2 protein-coding genes are annotated in these 17,061 nt (G+C 70.7%); both read right to left on the bottom strand.

Translation table 11 applies throughout. The features are described 5' to 3' along the window. On the bottom strand, positions 1-12,042 hold a 12,042-nt coding region (locus ACLQ3F_RS25580; protein ID WP_425851875.1), incomplete at its 3' end, for an amino acid adenylation domain-containing protein. Continuing rightward, positions 12,039-17,036, bottom strand: coding sequence for an amino acid adenylation domain-containing protein (locus ACLQ3F_RS25575; RefSeq protein ID WP_425851874.1), 4,998 nt, complete (start codon positions 17,034-17,036; stop codon positions 12,039-12,041). The genes ACLQ3F_RS25580 and ACLQ3F_RS25575, both read right to left, overlap by 4 nt. Between the last annotated feature and the right edge of the window lie 25 nt (positions 17,037-17,061).

Here is a 17,061-nt window from a genome sequence, read left to right as displayed (position 1 = left end):
AAACGGATCCGGCACAAACCGATCCGCCGTCAACCCCCCACCCCGCAAATAACCCCGACCCACACCCACACCACCGACGAACAACTCCCCCCGCACGCCGACCGGCACCGGCTGGAGTCCGTCGTCGAGCACGCGCAGGGTGAGGTTCGGGAAAGGGCGCCCGAGCGGTACGCGAGACAGGGCGGCAAGCTCCTCGGTGGTGCAATGCCAACTGGTCACGTCGACGGTGGTTTCCGCCGGCCCATAGGTGTTGTGCAGTTCGCAGTCGGGCAGCGCAGCCAGGAACGCTCGCGCCACGTCGACCGGCAGTTCCTCACCGCCGACCGCCACCGACCGCAGCGAGGTGCACCGCTCGATCCCCTCGGCGAGCAGCGCCGACAACATGCTGGGCACGAGCTCGATCGAGGTGACCGACTCGGCGATGATCAGGTCACGCAGGTACGCGGGGTCACGGTGCCCGCCCGGGCGGGCCACGACGATCCGCGCGCCGGCCGACAGGGCGGCGTACACCTCGGCCGGTGAGACGTCGAAACCGATCTCGGTCTTCTGCAGGATCACGCCGTCGGCACTGAGGCGGTTGATGGTGGGTGCGACGTGGGCGGTCCGGTTGACGAGGCCGGCGTGGGTGACGACCGCGCCCTTCGGCCGACCCGTCGAGCCCGACGTGAAGATCACATAACAGGCGTTCTCCGGACCCACCACCACCGGCACATCCGCACCCGACTCACCCGCCCACAACCCCGGCCGATCAACCAACACCACCTCAGCCGCCAACCCCGGCAACCCCGCCAACAACCCCGACGACGCCACCACCACCGACGCACCCGCATCGGCAACCATCAAACCCAAACGCTCAACCGGATAACCCGGATCCAACGGCACATACACACCACCGGCCTTATGCACCGCCAACATCGCCACAACCTGCTCCACCGAACGATGCAGACACACACCCACCAACACCTCGGCACCCACACCCACCGACCGCAAATACCGAGCCAACCTGTTCGCCGCCGCATTCAACTCCGAATACGACAACGACACCCCACCATCACCAATCGCAACCGCCCCACCAGCAGAAGCAGCCCTCGCCTCGAACGCCGAGAACGCCACCCCCGAGACCGGCGCCACCGGCCCCACACCCACCCGCGACAACCACTGCGCCTCATCGGACGGCACACACACCACCCGCGAATCCCCACCCGGATCCGCCACCATCGACTCCAACACCACCCGGAACATCCCCGCCAACCGCACCAACCCCGCCCCGCCAAACACCCGCCCATCGGCGACGAGGTCGAGGAATCCGCTTGCCGCGGTGACCTGGAGGGCGAACTCGGTGCCACCCTCACCGGCGACGGCTTCGAAGCCGACCTGCTCCTCGCTGTCGGTGTTGGCACGCCGGAATTCGGTGTAGTCAAAGACGACGTCGATCGGGTGCGTGTCGGCACCCGTCAGCCTGCGTACCGCCGGCAACGGGAAACGCCGATGCGGCCACAACCGCACCTCACCGTCGAACACCGACCGCACCAGATCACCCCACGAACCCCCACCCCGCTCATGACCGAACGGCAACACATTGATGTACATCCCATGCACACGCTCCGCACCCCGCACCTCCGGCCGCGCATCACACACCAACCCCGTGTAAAAACGCCGCTCATCAGTCAACTGACTCATCACCTTCAAATGAGCCGCGTGCAGAACAGCCTTGGGTGACACCTCGAGCGTCGAGGCCAGGGCGCGGATCCGTGGGTCGAGGTCCTGGTAGCTGATCCGGCGCCGCAACACCGTCCCGGGAGTCGCGGACGCCTCGCCCCAGCCCGACGGCGGAACGAACCTGGCGTACTCGGAAGTGATCTCCCGCCAGTACGCCTCGTCGCCCTCCGAGGCGAGCGCCGCCCGCTCGCCGGCAACGAAGTCGGCGTACCGGACCGCGGTCGGTTCGGGCGCCTCCGGCGCCATGCCCACGCACCGCCGCTCGTAGCAGCTGAGCAGCTCGGCCAGCAGGGTGTTGAGGTCCCAGCCACCTGTTACCAGGTGGCTGATCGCCACGGTGAGCCACCATCCGCCGTCGGCGCCGACATGAGCGCTGACCCGCAGCAGCGGGGCGGGGTGCTCGGCGTCGAACGGTCGGGCCCGCTCGGCCTCGACGTAGCCGCGCAGGTGCGCCTCGGCCCGCTCCTCGTCCAGACGCAGGATCCGTACGTCGACGGGGGCCTGGGCGTGCACGAGTTGCAGCGGCACCGAGTAGGTGTGCGGGTCGAACGACGTACGCAGGGTTTCGTGCCGGTCGACGATGTCGTGCACCGCCGACGTGAGCGCTTCGGCCGAGAAGGGCTGGCGGCTGTGCACCCGGAAGCAGCGGACGATGTGGTACAGCGACCGCGTCGGGTCCTTCTGGATCTCCACCAGCATGCCGAGTTGCACCTGGGCGATGGGGTACGCGTCAGTGAGGCCGGCGGGCAGGGCTGCCCGGTCGGCGTCGTCGAGCAGCGCGAACGGGGCGACCGGCTGGAACTCCGGTGCAACCTCGGCGGCGTCCTTGGCCATCAGGTGCGCGGCGAGCGCGGCAACGGTGCGGTGCACGAAGACGTCTCGGACGCCAACGGGGAAGCCGGCTCCCCGGAGGGCGCCGACCAGGGCCACCGCGCGTAGTGAGTCGCCGCCGAGGTCGAAGAAGCTGTCCACGACGCTGACCGTGTCGAGGGTCAGCACGCGTGCCCAGATCTCCGCGAGCTGCTGCTCGAGTTCGGTGCGGGGAGCCACGTGCACCCGGCCGGATGCTCCGACCGACGCGGCGAGGGCGGCCCGGTCGACCTTGCCGTTGGCGTTCAGGGGGATCGACTTCACCGCCACGAGGTCCGCCGGGATCATGTACTCGGGCAGTCGACTGGCGCATTCCTGCCGCACCCGGGCGGCCAGATCGGCGTCCGGTCCTTCGGGGACGTAGAAGGCGAGCAGCCGCGCCTCTTCCGGATCGATCAGGGCCACCGTGTCGCGGACGCCGGCCACCGAGCCGATCACCGACTCGATCTCGCCCAACTCGATGCGGTAACCACGGACCTTCACCTGATGATCGACCCGGCCGACGAACTCCACCGCACCATCGGCCAACCGACGAACCAGATCCCCCGTCCGATACAACCGCGACCCATCCGAGGCAAACGGATCCGGCACAAACCGATCCGCCGTCAACCCCGACTGACCCACATACCCCCGAGCAACCCCCACACCACCAACAAACAACTCACCAACCACACCCACCGGCACCAAATTCATGAACGAATCAAGCACGAACATCCGCATACCCGGCAACGCCCGACCAATCGGCACCACCGACAACGTCTGCTCCACCCGCACCGGGAAAACACACGTACCCACCGACGCCTCCGTCGGCCCATACTCATTGATCAAATTCCCCGCACCCACAATGCCCAACCACCGATTAGCCAACGCCGCAGGCAAACCCTCACCCGCAACCACCACCACCGGCGCCAAACCCGCCAACAACTCATCCGACAACTGCCGACCCAGAATCTCCAAATGACCCGGCGTCAACTTCAAGAAACTAAACGGAGCAGCCGCCGACAACGACTCCCCCAACTCCGCCAAATCCAAATCCTGATCCACCATGAACACCCGCTGACCCACCACCAACGGAGCCCACACATTCGGCACCTGCAAATCAAAAGCCACCGACGAAAACACCGCCGACCCACCAGCACCACGACCCGCCAACTCCACCGACGCCCAACGAACATGATTCGCCAAACCCCGATGCGAAACCTGCACACCCTTCGGCCGACCCGTCGAACCCGACGTGAAAATCACATACGCCACATCATCCAGATCCACCACACCCGGCAACACCACCGACTCCACCTGCGGCACAGAGTCGACGGTCAGCACCTCCACGCCTTCGGGGCAGCGGTCCACGCGCCCCGACGACGTCACAAGCACCGACGCGCCCGCATCGGCCAACATGGCCTCGACCCGACCCACTGGATACGACGGGTCCAGCGGCACGAACGCCGCCCCCGCCTTCCACACCCCCAGCAGCGCCGCCACCAGATCAACACCCCGATCCAACAACACCCCCACCACCGAACCCCGAGAAACACCCCGCGAGGCCAACCACGACCCCAGCACCACGGCCCTCGCATCCAGCTCCGCGAAGGTCCCACCGTTGACGGCCTCACCCGACGGCACCGCCGTGACCTGGCGCTCAACAGCCGCCAGCACCGACTCCGACACGGGCTCCACCGCGCCGTCGCCATCGGCCAACACCACCGACACCTCACCGGCCGGCAGACACACCACCCGCGCGTCCCCACCCGGGTCCGCCACCATCGCCTCCAGCACCGCCCGGTACATGGCGCCCAGGCGCAGGACGTTGGAGTAGCTGACGACGTGGGGGTCGCTGAGGATGCTGAGCGTCCCGTCCAGGGTGGAGACGTGCAGGTCGAACTCGCTGGACGCCTCGTAGACGGCGTCGTCGAAGCCGACCCGCTCGGTGTCGACCTGCGCGAAGTCGAGGTAGTTGAAGAGGATCTCGATGGGTCGGGCGCCGTCGGTGAACCGCTGCACCGACGGCAGCGGGTAGTGCCGGTGCGGCCACAGCTCCAGCTCGGCGTCGAAGGTCTGCCGGATCAGCTCCGCCCAGGTGGCAGCCGGGCCACGGTGCACGATCGGCAACGTGTTCAGGTGCATGCCGTACACCCGGTCCGCGCCGGTCACCTCGGGCCGCCCGTGGCAGACCAGGCCGCTGGTGAAGACCAGCTCGCCGGTGAGCTGGCTCATCACCTTCAGGTGCGCGGCCAGCAGCACGCTCTTCAGCGCGGTGCCGGTGCGGCTGGCCAGGTCTCGGAGCCCGTCGATCAGGTCGTGCAGCGGCACCCGGGTGCCGCACTGGAACTGGGGGTCGGAGTCGGGGGCGCCCCACCCGGCAGGCAACGCGAAGCGCGGGTGCTCGACGACACCCCGCCAGTACGCCTCGTCCTCGGCGGAGGTCAGCGCGGCCAGTTCCGCGGCGACGAAGTCGGCGTAGCGCACCGGCAACGCGTCGACGGGCACCGGAGCACCGGTGTCCCGCAGCCGCCGGTAGTTGTCGAGGATCTCCATGAGCAGGGAGTGGTGGCTCCAGCCTTCGAGGATGCCGTGCGACATGGTCAGGACGAACCACCAGGCGTTGCCCTCGCCGATCGCACCGGCGACGCGTATCTGCGGGACCTCATCCGGCGCGAACGGGTTGGCCCGTTCGGCGGCCATGAAGGCGCTCATCCGGGCCTCGGTGTCCGGGCCGCGCAGGTCCAGCTCGGTGACCTCGATCGGCACCTCGGCGTGCACGAGTTGCAGCGGCACTGAGTAGCCGGTCAGGTCGAACGACGTCCGCAGGATCTCGTGCCGGTCGACGACCGTCTGCACGGCGCGGCGCAGCGCGTCGGGGGCCAGCGGCTGCTCGTCGTGGATCGGGAAGGCCGACACGTTGTGGTACGTGTGCCGGTCGGTGTCGGTCATCGTCTTGACGAGCATGCCGAGCTGGACCTGGGCGATGGGGTAGGCGTCGGTGAGGCCGGCGGGCAGGGCTGCCCGGTCGGCGTCGTCGAGCAGCACGAACGGGACCACCGGCTGGAACGCCGGCTCGACGGGGGTCTGCTCCGCTTCGAGGTTCGCGGCGAGCGCGGCGACGGTCCGGTGCAGGAAGATGTCGCGCACCGAGGCGGGGATGCCGGCCGTACGCAGTGCGCCGACGAGAGCGATGGCGCTGATCGAGTGACCGCCGAGGTCGAAGAAGCTGTCGTCGACGCTCACCGTCTCCAGGTTCAGCACCTGCGCCCAGATGTCCGCGAGCTGCCGCTCCAGGTGGGTACGCGGGGCCACGTGCAGCCGCCCATCACCGGTCACCGACGTGGCGAGGGCGGCCCGGTCGACCTTGCCGTTGGCGTTCAGCGGGATGGACTCCACCGCCACCAGGTCCGCCGGGATCATGTACTCCGGCAGTCGACTGGCGCACTCCTGCCGCACCCGGGCCGCCAGTTCGGCGTCCGGGCTGGCCGGCACGTAGAACGCCAGCAGGCGGGACTCGTCGCCCTGGACCAGGGCCACCACCTCACGCACCCCGGCCACCGAGCCGATCACCGATTCGATCTCGCCCAGCTCGATGCGGTATCCACGGACCTTCACCTGATGATCGACCCGGCCGACGAACTCGACAGCACCATCGGCCAACCGACGAACCAGATCCCCGGTCCGATACAACCGCGACCCCACCGACCCGAACGGATCCGGCACGAACCGATCCGCCGTCAAACCCGACTGACCCACATACCCCCGAGCAACCCCCACACCACCAACAAACAACTCACCAACCACACCCACCGGCACCAAATTCATGAACGAATCAAGCACGAACATCCGCATACCCGGCAACGCCCGACCAATCGGCACCACCGGCAACGTCTGCTCCACCCGAACCGGGAAAACACACGTACCCACCGACGCCTCCGTCGGCCCGTACTCATTGATCAGATTCCCCGCACCCACAATGCCCAACCACCGATTAGCCAACGCCGCAGGCAAACCCTCACCCGCAACCACCACCACCGGTGCCAAACCCGCCAACAACTCATCCGACAACTGCCGACCCAGAATCTCCAAATGACCCGGCGTCAACTTCACAAAACTAAACGGAGCAGCCGCCGACAACGACTCCCCCAACTCCGCCAAATCCACATCCTGATCCACCATGAACACCCGCTGACCCACCACCAACGGAGCCCACACATTCGGCACCTGCAGATCAAAAGCCACCGACGAAAACACCGCCGACCCACCAGCACCACGACCCGCCAACTCCACCGACGCCCAACGAACATGATTCGCCAAACCCCGATGCGAAACCTGCACACCCTTCGGCCGACCCGTCGAACCCGACGTGAAAATCACATACGCCACATCATCCAGATCCACCACACCCGGCAACACCACCGACTCCACCTGCGGCACAGAGTCGACGGTCAGCACCTCCACGCCTTCGGGGCAGCGGTCCACGTGCCCCGACGACGTCACAAGCACCGACGCGCCCGCATCGGCCAACATGGCCTCGACCCGACCCACCGGATACGACGGGTCCAGCGGCACGAACGCCGCCCCCGCCTTCCACACCCCCAGCAGCGCCGCCACCAGATCGACACCCCGGTCCAACAACACCCCCACCACCGAACCCCGACGGACACCCCGCGAGACCAACCACGACCCCAACGCCACAGCCCGCGCATCCAACTCGGCGAACGACACACCGTTCACCGCCTCACCCGACGGCACCGCCGTGACCTGGCGCTCAACAGCCGCCAGCACCGACTCCGACACGGGCTCCACCGCGCCGTCACCATCGGCCAACACCACCGACACCTCACCGGCCGGCAGACACACCACCCGCGCATCCCCACCCGAATCCGCCACCATCGCCTCCAACACCACGCGATACATGGCGCCCAGGCGGCGCAGGGCGTCGTGGCCGACGTGCCGCTGGCTGGCCTGCAGGGTGAGGAAGCCGAGCCGGCTGAACACGCCGAGCGGGAACTCGGTGGGGCTGTCGTCGATGGACTCGGCGTAGTCGATGTCGTCGGTGTCGATCTGGTGGAAGTCGTGGAAGCTGAACCGCACGTCGAGCATGCGGGCGTCCTCGCCGACCTCCCGCTGCAGGGTGGACAGCGGGTAGCGCCGGTGCGGCCACAGCTCCACCTCGGCGTCGAAGGTCCGCTGGATCAGCTCGTCCCAGGTGGCGGCCGGACCGTCGTAGCCGACCGGAACGGTGTTGAGGTGCATGCCGTACACCCGGTCGGCGCCGGCCGCCTCGGGCCGGATGTTGCAGACCAGGCCGGTGTAGAACCGCTCCGCGCCGGTGAGCTGGCTCATCACCTTGAGGTGCGCAGCCAGCATGATCGACTTGAACGGCACGCCGAGGCGCCGGCCCAGGTCGCGCAGCGCGGATTCGAGGTCCTGCACCGGTACCCAGTGCTCGTGCTTGGCGCCCTCCGGTGCCTCGGGGTCACCCCAGCCGGTGGGCAGGTCGTGACGGGCCCGACCGGTCAGGACACCACGCCAGTACGCCCGGTCGGCGTCACCGGCGACCGACCGCCGTTCGGCAGCGACGGCGTCGGCGAAGCGCACCGACGGGATGGGCCGCGGTGACAGCGGCTCTCCGGCCCGGATCTGCTGGTACGCGCGGACCAGCTCCATGATCAGCGAGTGGTAGCTCCACCCGTCCAGGATCGGGTGGCACTCGGTGATGGTGAGCCACCAACTGCCGTCGGCGCAGGTCCTGGCGTGCAGCCGCAGCAGCGACGGGCGATCGAGGTCGAACAGACGGGCCCGCTCGACCGCGATGTGCTCGCGCAGCTCCCGGTCCAGCTCGGCCCGCTCTGCGGCAGGGCTGTGGTCGTGCGTGACGGCCAGCTCGGCGGTGGCGTGCACCAGCTGCATGGGCATCGAATAGCTGGTCAGGTCGAACGAGGTACGCAGCACCTCGTGGCGGCGCACCAGCAGTGCCGCGGCGGCACGCAGCGCGTCCAGGGAGAACTCCCCTTCGCCACGGACCCGGTAGCTGGTCACGTTGTGGTACGGGTTCTGCTCGGTGTCGGACAGCAGCTCGACAAGCATGCCGAGCTGACCCTGGGTGCACGGGTAGGCGTCCACCAGGCCGGCGGGCAGCGCGGCCCGGTCCGCCTCGCCGACCAGCTCGAACGGGGCGACCGCAGGCTCCGGCTCGGCGGCCGGCCGTGCGGTGAGCAGTTCGGCCAGCTCGGCGACGGTACGCCGCTCGAAGATGTCCCGGACCTCGACGTCGAAGTGCGCGGCACGCAATGCGCCGGCCAGTGCCACCGCGCGGATGGAGTCGCCGCCGAGATCGAAGAAGCCGTCCTGCACACCGACCCGGTCCAGCCCGAGGGTGGCGGTCCAGATGTCAACGAGCTGCTGCTCCACAGTGGTGCGCGGGGCCACGTACGGGCGGTCGACGGCGGCCACCGAACGGCCCGGTGCGGGCAGCGCGGCCTGGTTGAGCTTGCCGTTGACGGTCAGCGGGATCCGGGGCAGCGGCATGAACGCCACCGGGATCATGTAGTCCGGCAGCGTCCGGCCGAGCGCCGTACGCAGCTGTGAGGGGCGCAGCAGCGTCGAGGTGTCGTCGGCCACCAGGTAGGCGGTCAGCCGCTGGTCGCCCGGGTTGTCCTCGCGCAGCACCACGACCGCGTCCCGAACGCCGGGCAGGACGGTCAGGGCCGCCTCGATCTCGCCCAGCTCCACCCGGTAGCCGCGGATCTTGACCTGGTGGTCGATGCGTCCGACGAACTCCAGCCGTCCGTCGGCGTACCGGCGGGCGAGGTCGCCGCTGCGGTAGAGCCGCGAACCGGGCGGCCCCCACGGGTCCGGCACGAACCGCTGCGCGGTGAGGTCGGCGCGACCGAGGTAGCCGCGGGCGACACCCGGGCCACCGACGTGGATCTCGCCGGGCACACCGATCGGCACCGGTCGACCGTCGGCGTCGAGCAGGTGGACGGTGAGGTCCGACAGCGGTACGCCGATCAGGCTGGCCGTGCCGCCCACCTCGTCGGCGGTGACCCGGTGGTACGTGGTGTGCACGGTGGTCTCGGTGATCCCGTACATGTTGATCAGGTGCGGCGCGTCCACGCCACGGCCGGCCACCCACGGTGCCAGGTCGGCGAAGTCCAGTTTCTCGCCGCCGAAGGTCACCACCCGCAGGGCGAGCCGGTCGATCCGGGCGTCGCCGTCGGCCGCGAGCCGGACCAGCGCGCGGAACGCCGTGGGCGTCTGGCAGAGCACCGTGACCCGCTGTGCGATCAGCTCGTCGAGCAGCTCCTGCGGGGACCGGGCCAGCTCGCGGGGCACCACGAGCAGCCGACCGCCGTGCAGCAGGCAGCCCCAGATCTCCCAGACCGAGAAGTCGAAGGCGTACGAGTGCAGCAGGGTCCACACGTCGTCCGGGCCGAACCGGTAGTCGGCGGCGGTGACGGTCAGCAGCCGCAGCACCTGCCGGTGGGCCACCGCGACACCCTTGGGGCGGCCGGTGGAGCCCGAGGTGTAGATGACGTAGCAGAGGTTGTCGACGCCCATGGGCACCGCCGGGTCGGCGGCCGGCTGGGCGGCCAGCTCGGCGACGAGGTCCGGGGCGTCCAGCAGGACTACTGTCCCACCGAAGCCGGCGAACCGGTCGCGGTGGACGGTCGTGGTCAGCACGATCTCCGCCCCGGCGTCGTTGATCATGAAGTCGAGGCGCTCGTCCGGCGAGGCCGGGTCGAGGGGCAGGTACGCCGCGCCGGACTTGAGCACGCCGAGCAGGGCCGGCACCAGTTCGAGGGCGTGGTCGAGATGCACACCGACCAGCCGCTCCGGGCCGGCACCGTGGCCGCGCAGCCAGTGGGCGAGCCGGTTGGCGTCGGCGTTCAGCTCGCCGTAGCTGCGGGTGGTGTCGCCCGCCGTCACCGCAGGAGCGTGGGGGTGGGTGGCCGCCATCGCCTCGAAGACGCCGTGCACGGTGCCGGTCACCGGGTCTGCGGTGACCGGCCCCCGGGTCACCACGGCCAGCTCGGCGGCCCCGAGGATGGCCAGGTCGGACAGTCGGGCCGTCGGGTCGGCCGTCACCTGCTCCAGGAGCCGCACCAGGTGGTCGGCGGCGCGCTCGACGGTGGCCGGGTCGAACAGGGCGGTGGCGTACTCGATCCGGCCGCGCAGCCCGCCGTCGACGCCCTCCATCATGTGCAGCGTGAGGTCCACCTTGGACGTGCGCAGGGGCAGCTCGACCGGCTCCACGCGCAGGTCGCCGGGCCAGTCGGTGGTGGGCGGCTCACTCTGAAGGGTGATCGCGACCTGGTAGAGCGGGGTACGGGACAGATCCCGCTCCGGCTCCAGCTCGTCGGCCAGCAGCGCGAACGGGGCGTCGGTGTGGTCGAACGCGCCCAGCACGGTGTCCCGGGTCTGCGCCAGCAGAGCGGCGAACGAGGGGTCGCCGCTCCACCGTGCCCGCAGCACCAGGTTGTCGATGCCGTACCCGACGAGGTTGTGCAGCTCCGCTCGGCTGCGCGCGGACGACACCGTACCCACGGCGAGGTCGGTCCGGCCGGTGTAGCGCGACAGCAGCACCTGGAAGGCGCTGAGCAGGGTGACGAAGACGGTGGTGCCGGCGTCGCGGGCGACGCCGCGCAGCGCGGCGGACAGATCGGCGCTCAGGGTGAACGGCACCGACGAGCCCCGCCAGTCCCGGCTCTTCGGCCGGGTCCGGTCGGCCGGCAGCTCCACCGGCGTCAGCCCGGCGAGCTGGTCGCGCCAGTAGTCGAGCGACCGGGCCACCGACTCGGCGCGCGACCGGCCGCGCTGCCAGGCGGCGAAGTCGGCGTACTGCACGGGGGGCACCGGCAACCAGGGCTCGACGCCGGCCCGCAGGGCGGCGTACAGCTCGGCCAGCTCCCCGGTGAGCACCGCGACCGACGGCGCGTCACAGGCGATGTGGTGCAGCACCAGGGCCAAGACGTGCTCGTCGGTGTCCAGCCGGACCAGCACGGCCCGCACCGGCCACTCCCGGGCCAGGTCGAACCCGTTGCGCGCGCTGTCGGCGAGCACAGCGTCGAGCGCCGCCTCCCGCTCGGCGCGGGGCCTGTCGGTCAGGTCCACCACCGGCAGGTCGCGGTGCGCCGGCGGGTCGATCACCTGGACCGGAGAGGTGCCGGCGAGGGCGTAGCGGGTGCGAAGGATCTCGTGCCGCGCGACCAGGGCGTCGAGTGCACTGCCCAGCGCGTCGGCGTCCAGCGGGCCGTGCAGCCGCAGCGCGGAGGAGACGAGGTATTCGGCGCTGGTGGGGTCCATCCGGTTGAGGAACCACATCTGCTGCTGGCCGTACGACAGCGGCAGCTCCCCCGACCGGTCGACGGTCGGTATCCGGTCCCGGCGGCCGGTACGACGGCCGGCCAGGCGACGCTGGACGAGTTCTTCACGCAGGTTCGGCTCGTTGGCGATGCTGGTCATGCCGGGGACTCCTCGGATCGCGAAAGGTCGTGGGTGAGGTCGGCGGCGTCCAGCGCGTCGATTTCCGCCCGGATCAGGTCTTCGATGGCGATCGCCTGGGCACGCACCGTCGGGTGCTCGAACACCAGCCGGATCGGCAGGTCGAGGTCGAACTCCTCCTGCAGCCCGGCGATCAGCCGGGCGGCGAGCACCGAGTGGCCGCCCAGGAGGAAGAAGTCGGTGGTGGCGCCGATCCGCCCGTCGAGCAGTTCCGCCCAGATCGCGGCGACCCGCTTCTCGACCACGCTCTGCGGCGCGACGAACTCGGTGGGATCGGCGGCGCCGTCGGCGAGCGCCGCGTCGAGCCGGTTGCGCAGCGCGTCCCGGTCGACCTTGCCGTTGGCGTTGAGCGGGATCCGCTCCACCGGCACGAACAGGCTCGGCACCATGAAGTCGGGCAGCGGCCGGGCGCAGTACGCGGCCAGGTCGGTGGCCTCGCCGACGTAGAAGGCGACCAGGCGGTCCTGGTGGGCGAGGACCACGCAGTCGCGTACCCGGGGATGTTGGGCGACGACAGCGCTGATCTCGCCGGGTTCGATCCGGTAGCCGCGGACCTTGACCTGGTCGTCCACCCGACCGACGAAGGCCATCGTGCCGTCGGGTCGCCAGTGGCCCAGGTCGCCGCTGCGGTAGAGGCGGGCGCCCGGCGGGCCGAAGGGGTCGGGCACGAAGCGGTCGGCGGTCAGCCCGGGCCGCCCGACGTAGCCGGTGGCCAGGCACTCGCCGCCGATGTACAGCTCGCCGACGGCGCCGACCGGCAGCAGCCGCATCGCGTCGTCCAGGATCCGCACCACGGTGTTCGCCATCGGCCGGCCGATCGACACGATCTCGCTGGTCTGTGGTGCGACGACCGGGTACGCCGACATGATCACGGTGGTCTCGGTCGGACCATAGGAGTTGATCAGGCCGCCGGGGCCAAGCCTGTCGAGCCACTGGTTCGCCACCGACCCGCGCAGCACCCCACCGGCCACCCAGAGCTGACCGGCCAGCCGCTGCGCCTGCGCGGCGTCGACCTGCGCCGCCAGCAACTCCAGGTGCGGGGGCGTCATGATGAACCGGTCGTACGGGCCGGCGGTCAGCAGCAGCGCGCCGAGTTGGGTGAGGTCGAACTCCTGCGGAAGCAGGGTCACCGGCTGGCCGGCCACCAGCGGCCCCCACAGGTTGGAGATCGACAGGTCGAAGGCGATGGTGGAGAACAGCGGAGCCCCTCCGCCGGCCGGGCGGCCTCCCCGGTCGCCGAGCGCCTCGGTCTCGGTGGCGCAGGCCAGGAAGTTCGTCACCGCCGCGTGGGAGAGCAGCACCCCCTTGGGGCGGCCGGTCGATCCGGAGGTGAACAGCACGTACGCCGTCTGCGCCGGGTCGAGATCGCGGGCCGGCGCGGTGTGCGGTTCGGCGCTGACCATCAGCCGGTGGGTGTCCACCTGGAGGGTGGGCACCCCGAACCGGTCGGCGTATCGCGAGTCGGTGATGGCGAGGCCGACGCCGGCGGTGTCGAGCAGGTAGCCGATCCGCTCAGCCGGGTACGACGGATCCAGCGGAAGGCATGCCGCACCCGCCTTCCAGCACCCGAGAATCGCGGCGACCAGGTCCGGTCCCCGCGCCAGCAGTACGGCGATTGTCGCGCCCGATCCGGCGTCGGAGCGGCGCAGATGGTTGGCGAACTGGTTGGCCCGGTCGTCCAACTCGGCGTAGCTGGTGCGCGCGTCGCCATGGCGCAACGCCACGGCCTGCGGTGTCGCCGCGCGGCGCGCCTCGAACAGGTCGACCACTGTGGTGGCCGGCCGGGGCACCGTCGGCCCGTTCCACTCGTGCAGCAGGCGCTGCCGCTCCTCGGCCGAGAACGGGTCGAGCTGGTCCAGGCGGGCGTCCGGCTCGTCGGCGGCGGCGCGCAGCAGCCGGACGAAGTGGTCGGCCAGTCGTCGTACGGTCGCGTCGTCGAACAGCGCGGTGGCGTACTCCACGGCGCCGGCGAGGGAACCGTCCGGTTGCGGCCACAGGTGCACGGTCAGGTCGGTCTTGGCCACTGTGGACGCCTGCCGCAGCGCCTCGATCGTGATCGGGTCGTCGGCCACCCGGCCGGTGATCCCGCCCGCCTGGTAGTTCAGCGCCACCTGGTAGAGGGGGGTACGGGACAGGTCCCGCTCGCCGACCAGGTCGTACACCACGCGGTCGAAGGGCAGGTCCTGGTGGGCCAGGGCAGCGACGGTACGGTCGCGGACTCGCCTGACCGCCTGAGTGAAGCCGGACGCCGGGTCCAGGGTGCAGCGCAGCACCACCGGGTTGAGGAAGATCCCGGCCGCCTGGTCCAGCTCAGTGGGCCGGTGCCCGGAGGTGGGGGTGCCGATCGGCACGTCCCACTGCCCGGTATGGCGGGCGAGTAGCGTGGCGAAGCCGGTGAGCAGGGTCATGAACGGGCTGGCACCGCAGCGCCGGCCCACCTCGGTCAGGGCGCCCGCGACCTCCGCGTCGACGGTGAAGCCGAGCATCCTGCCCTGCGCGTCCCGCCGGGCCGGACGCGGACGGTCCAGCGGCAACTCCAGCTGGGGCATCCCGGCCAGCGTCTCCCGCCAGTACGCCAGCTCCCGCCCGACGACCTCGTCGGTGAGGTGCCGCTGCTGCCAGACCGCGTAGTCGGCGTACTGCACCCGCAGCTTTGCCAGGTCGGCCGGCCGTCCCTGCGCGGCGGCGTCGCACAGCTCCCGCAGGTCCCGTTCGAGGACGTCGGCGCTGCCGGCGTCGGACGCGATGTGGTGCACGGCCAGCACCAGCAGGTGATCCCGGCCGGCGGCGACGGCGAGCCCGGCCCGCCACAGCGGACCGGTGTGCAGGTCGAAACCCCGGCCGAGCTGGTCGGTGATCAGTTCGGCCAACCCGCCGTGGCTGACGTCGCGCACCTCCAGGTCGACATCTCCCGGCGGTACGACCTGCTGGCGGGCCACGCCGTCGACGACCAGGTAGCGGGTGCGCAACGGCTCGTGCCGTGCCTCAAGCGCGTGCAGGGCCACCCGGACGTGGTCGGGGTGGATGGCGGCGGGCAGCCGTACGTGCACGGGGACGACCCACTCCTTGCTGCGCGGGTCGAGCTGGTCGAGCATCCAGAGCCGGTGCTGGGCGGCGGAGAGCGGCAGCGGCCGGTCACGTCCCACGGGCAGCACGGGTGGAGCCGCCGGGGCGGCCGCCTCCACCAGCCGGGCCTGTGCGGCCACGGTCGTGTGGGTGAGCAGGTCGCGCAGCGTCACCGCGCCGCCCGCCCCGCTGAGCCGGCTCTCCAGCGCCAGCGTCACCAGTGAGGAGCCGCCGAGCTGGTAGAAGTCGTCGTCGACGCCGACCTCGTCGACGCCGAGCAGGTCCCGCCAGGTGGCCGCGACAGTCTGTTCGGCGGCGGTCCGCGGCGACCGGAGCGCCGGGCGGTCGAGAGGGTCGATCGCCGGCAGGGCGGACCGGTCGATCTTGCCGCTGGCGGTGAGCGGGAACTCCGCCACCGGCTGGAACACGGCCGGCACGAGCGCCTCGGGCAGTCGACCGACGCAGAACGCGCGCAGGGCCGCCGGGTCTAGTGACCGGCGACCGGCGACGTACGCGGCGAGCTGCCGGCGACCGGCCGGGTCGGTGTGCCCCACCACCACCGCCGACTGGACGTCCGGGTGCGCGGCGAGCACCGCCTCCACCTCGGCCGGCTCAATCCGTACCCCGTTGACCTTGAGTTGGTGATCGGTCCGACCGACGAACTCCAGGCTCCGGTCGGCGCGCCACCGGACCTGGTCGCCGGTGCGGTAGAGGCGCTCGCCGGGCGGCCCGTACTCGTCGGGCACGAACCGTTCGGCGGTCAGGTCCGGCCGGTGCAGATAGCCCCGGCCCAGGTTGGCCCCACCGATGTAGAGCTCGCCGACCACACACACCGGCACCGGCCGACGGTCGGCGTCGAGGACCTGGACGCGGACGCCGGGTAGCGGGCGCCCGATCGGCACCGGTCCGGCCGGCTGGGCCGGGTCCACCGGGTGGGCGGTCACGTCGATGGCGCACTCGGTGGGGCCGTAGGTGTTCCACACCCGCACCTCGGGCGTGACCATCAGCCGCCGGCACAGGTCGGCGTGCAACGGCTCACCCGCCGAGAAGATCAGCCGCAGGCTGGTGCAGTCGGCCCAACCGGGCTGGTCGACCAGCCGACCGAACACCGACGGCACTCCCTGCAGGACGGTGATCCCGTGCCGGACGACCGCCGCGACGAGGGCGGCGGGATCCCGGTGTGCCCCATCCGGGGCGAGCACCACGGTGCCGCCACTGGCCAGCGGGGCGAAGAACTCCCAGCCCGCCGCGTCGAAACTGACCGAGGTCTTCTGCAACACCCGGTCGCCGGGGCCCAGGCCGTGCTCCCGGATCGTCCAGGTCACCCGGTTGCCGATACCGCGATGGGTGATCAGCACTCCCTTGGGTTCGCCGGTGGACCCGGAGGTGTAGATGGCGTACGCCAGCGAGTCCGGGTCGGGTGACGGCACCGCCGGGGTGTCCGGGCAGGCCGCGATCCGCGCCCGGTCGGTGTCCAGGCAGACAACCTGGCCGGGCGACGCCTCGTCGCGCAACGCGTCGCGGGTGAGCAGCACTCCGGCCCCGCTGTCGGCGAGGAGACGCCGCCGGCGCTCGGCGGGGTGGGTCGGGTCCAGCGGCAGGTACGCGGCACCGGCGCGCCACACTCCCAGCAGCGCGACCACGAGGTCGACGCCGCGGTCCAGGTTGACCGCGACAAGCGATTCCGGGCCGACGCCCAGCTCGGCCAGGTACCGACCAAGTTGATTGGCCCGCCGGTCCAGTCCGGCGTAGTCCAACCGCTCGGACTCGCCGCTTACCGCGATGGTGCTGGGGGTCAGCGCGGCCTGCCGGGCGATCAACTCGGCCAGGGTGCCTGCCCCCTGGGTGGCGGCTGCGGCTGCGGGCGCCGCTGGCGGAACGATACTCATGGTGCTCCTCCGGGGGACCGGGCGC

The organism is Micromonospora sp. DT15 (genome assembly GCF_049841475.1).
Classification (GTDB): domain Bacteria; phylum Actinomycetota; class Actinomycetes; order Mycobacteriales; family Micromonosporaceae; genus Micromonospora.
The sequence above is the reverse complement of the archived record's forward strand: the minus strand, read 5'-3'. Positions and strand labels throughout refer to the sequence as shown.

Excerpts from the sequence above, each read along its gene's own strand:
- ACLQ3F_RS25575 (WP_425851874.1), bottom strand. The coding sequence starts at position 17,036 with ATGAGTATCGTTCCGCCAGCGGCGCCCGCAGCCGCAGCCGCCACCCAG.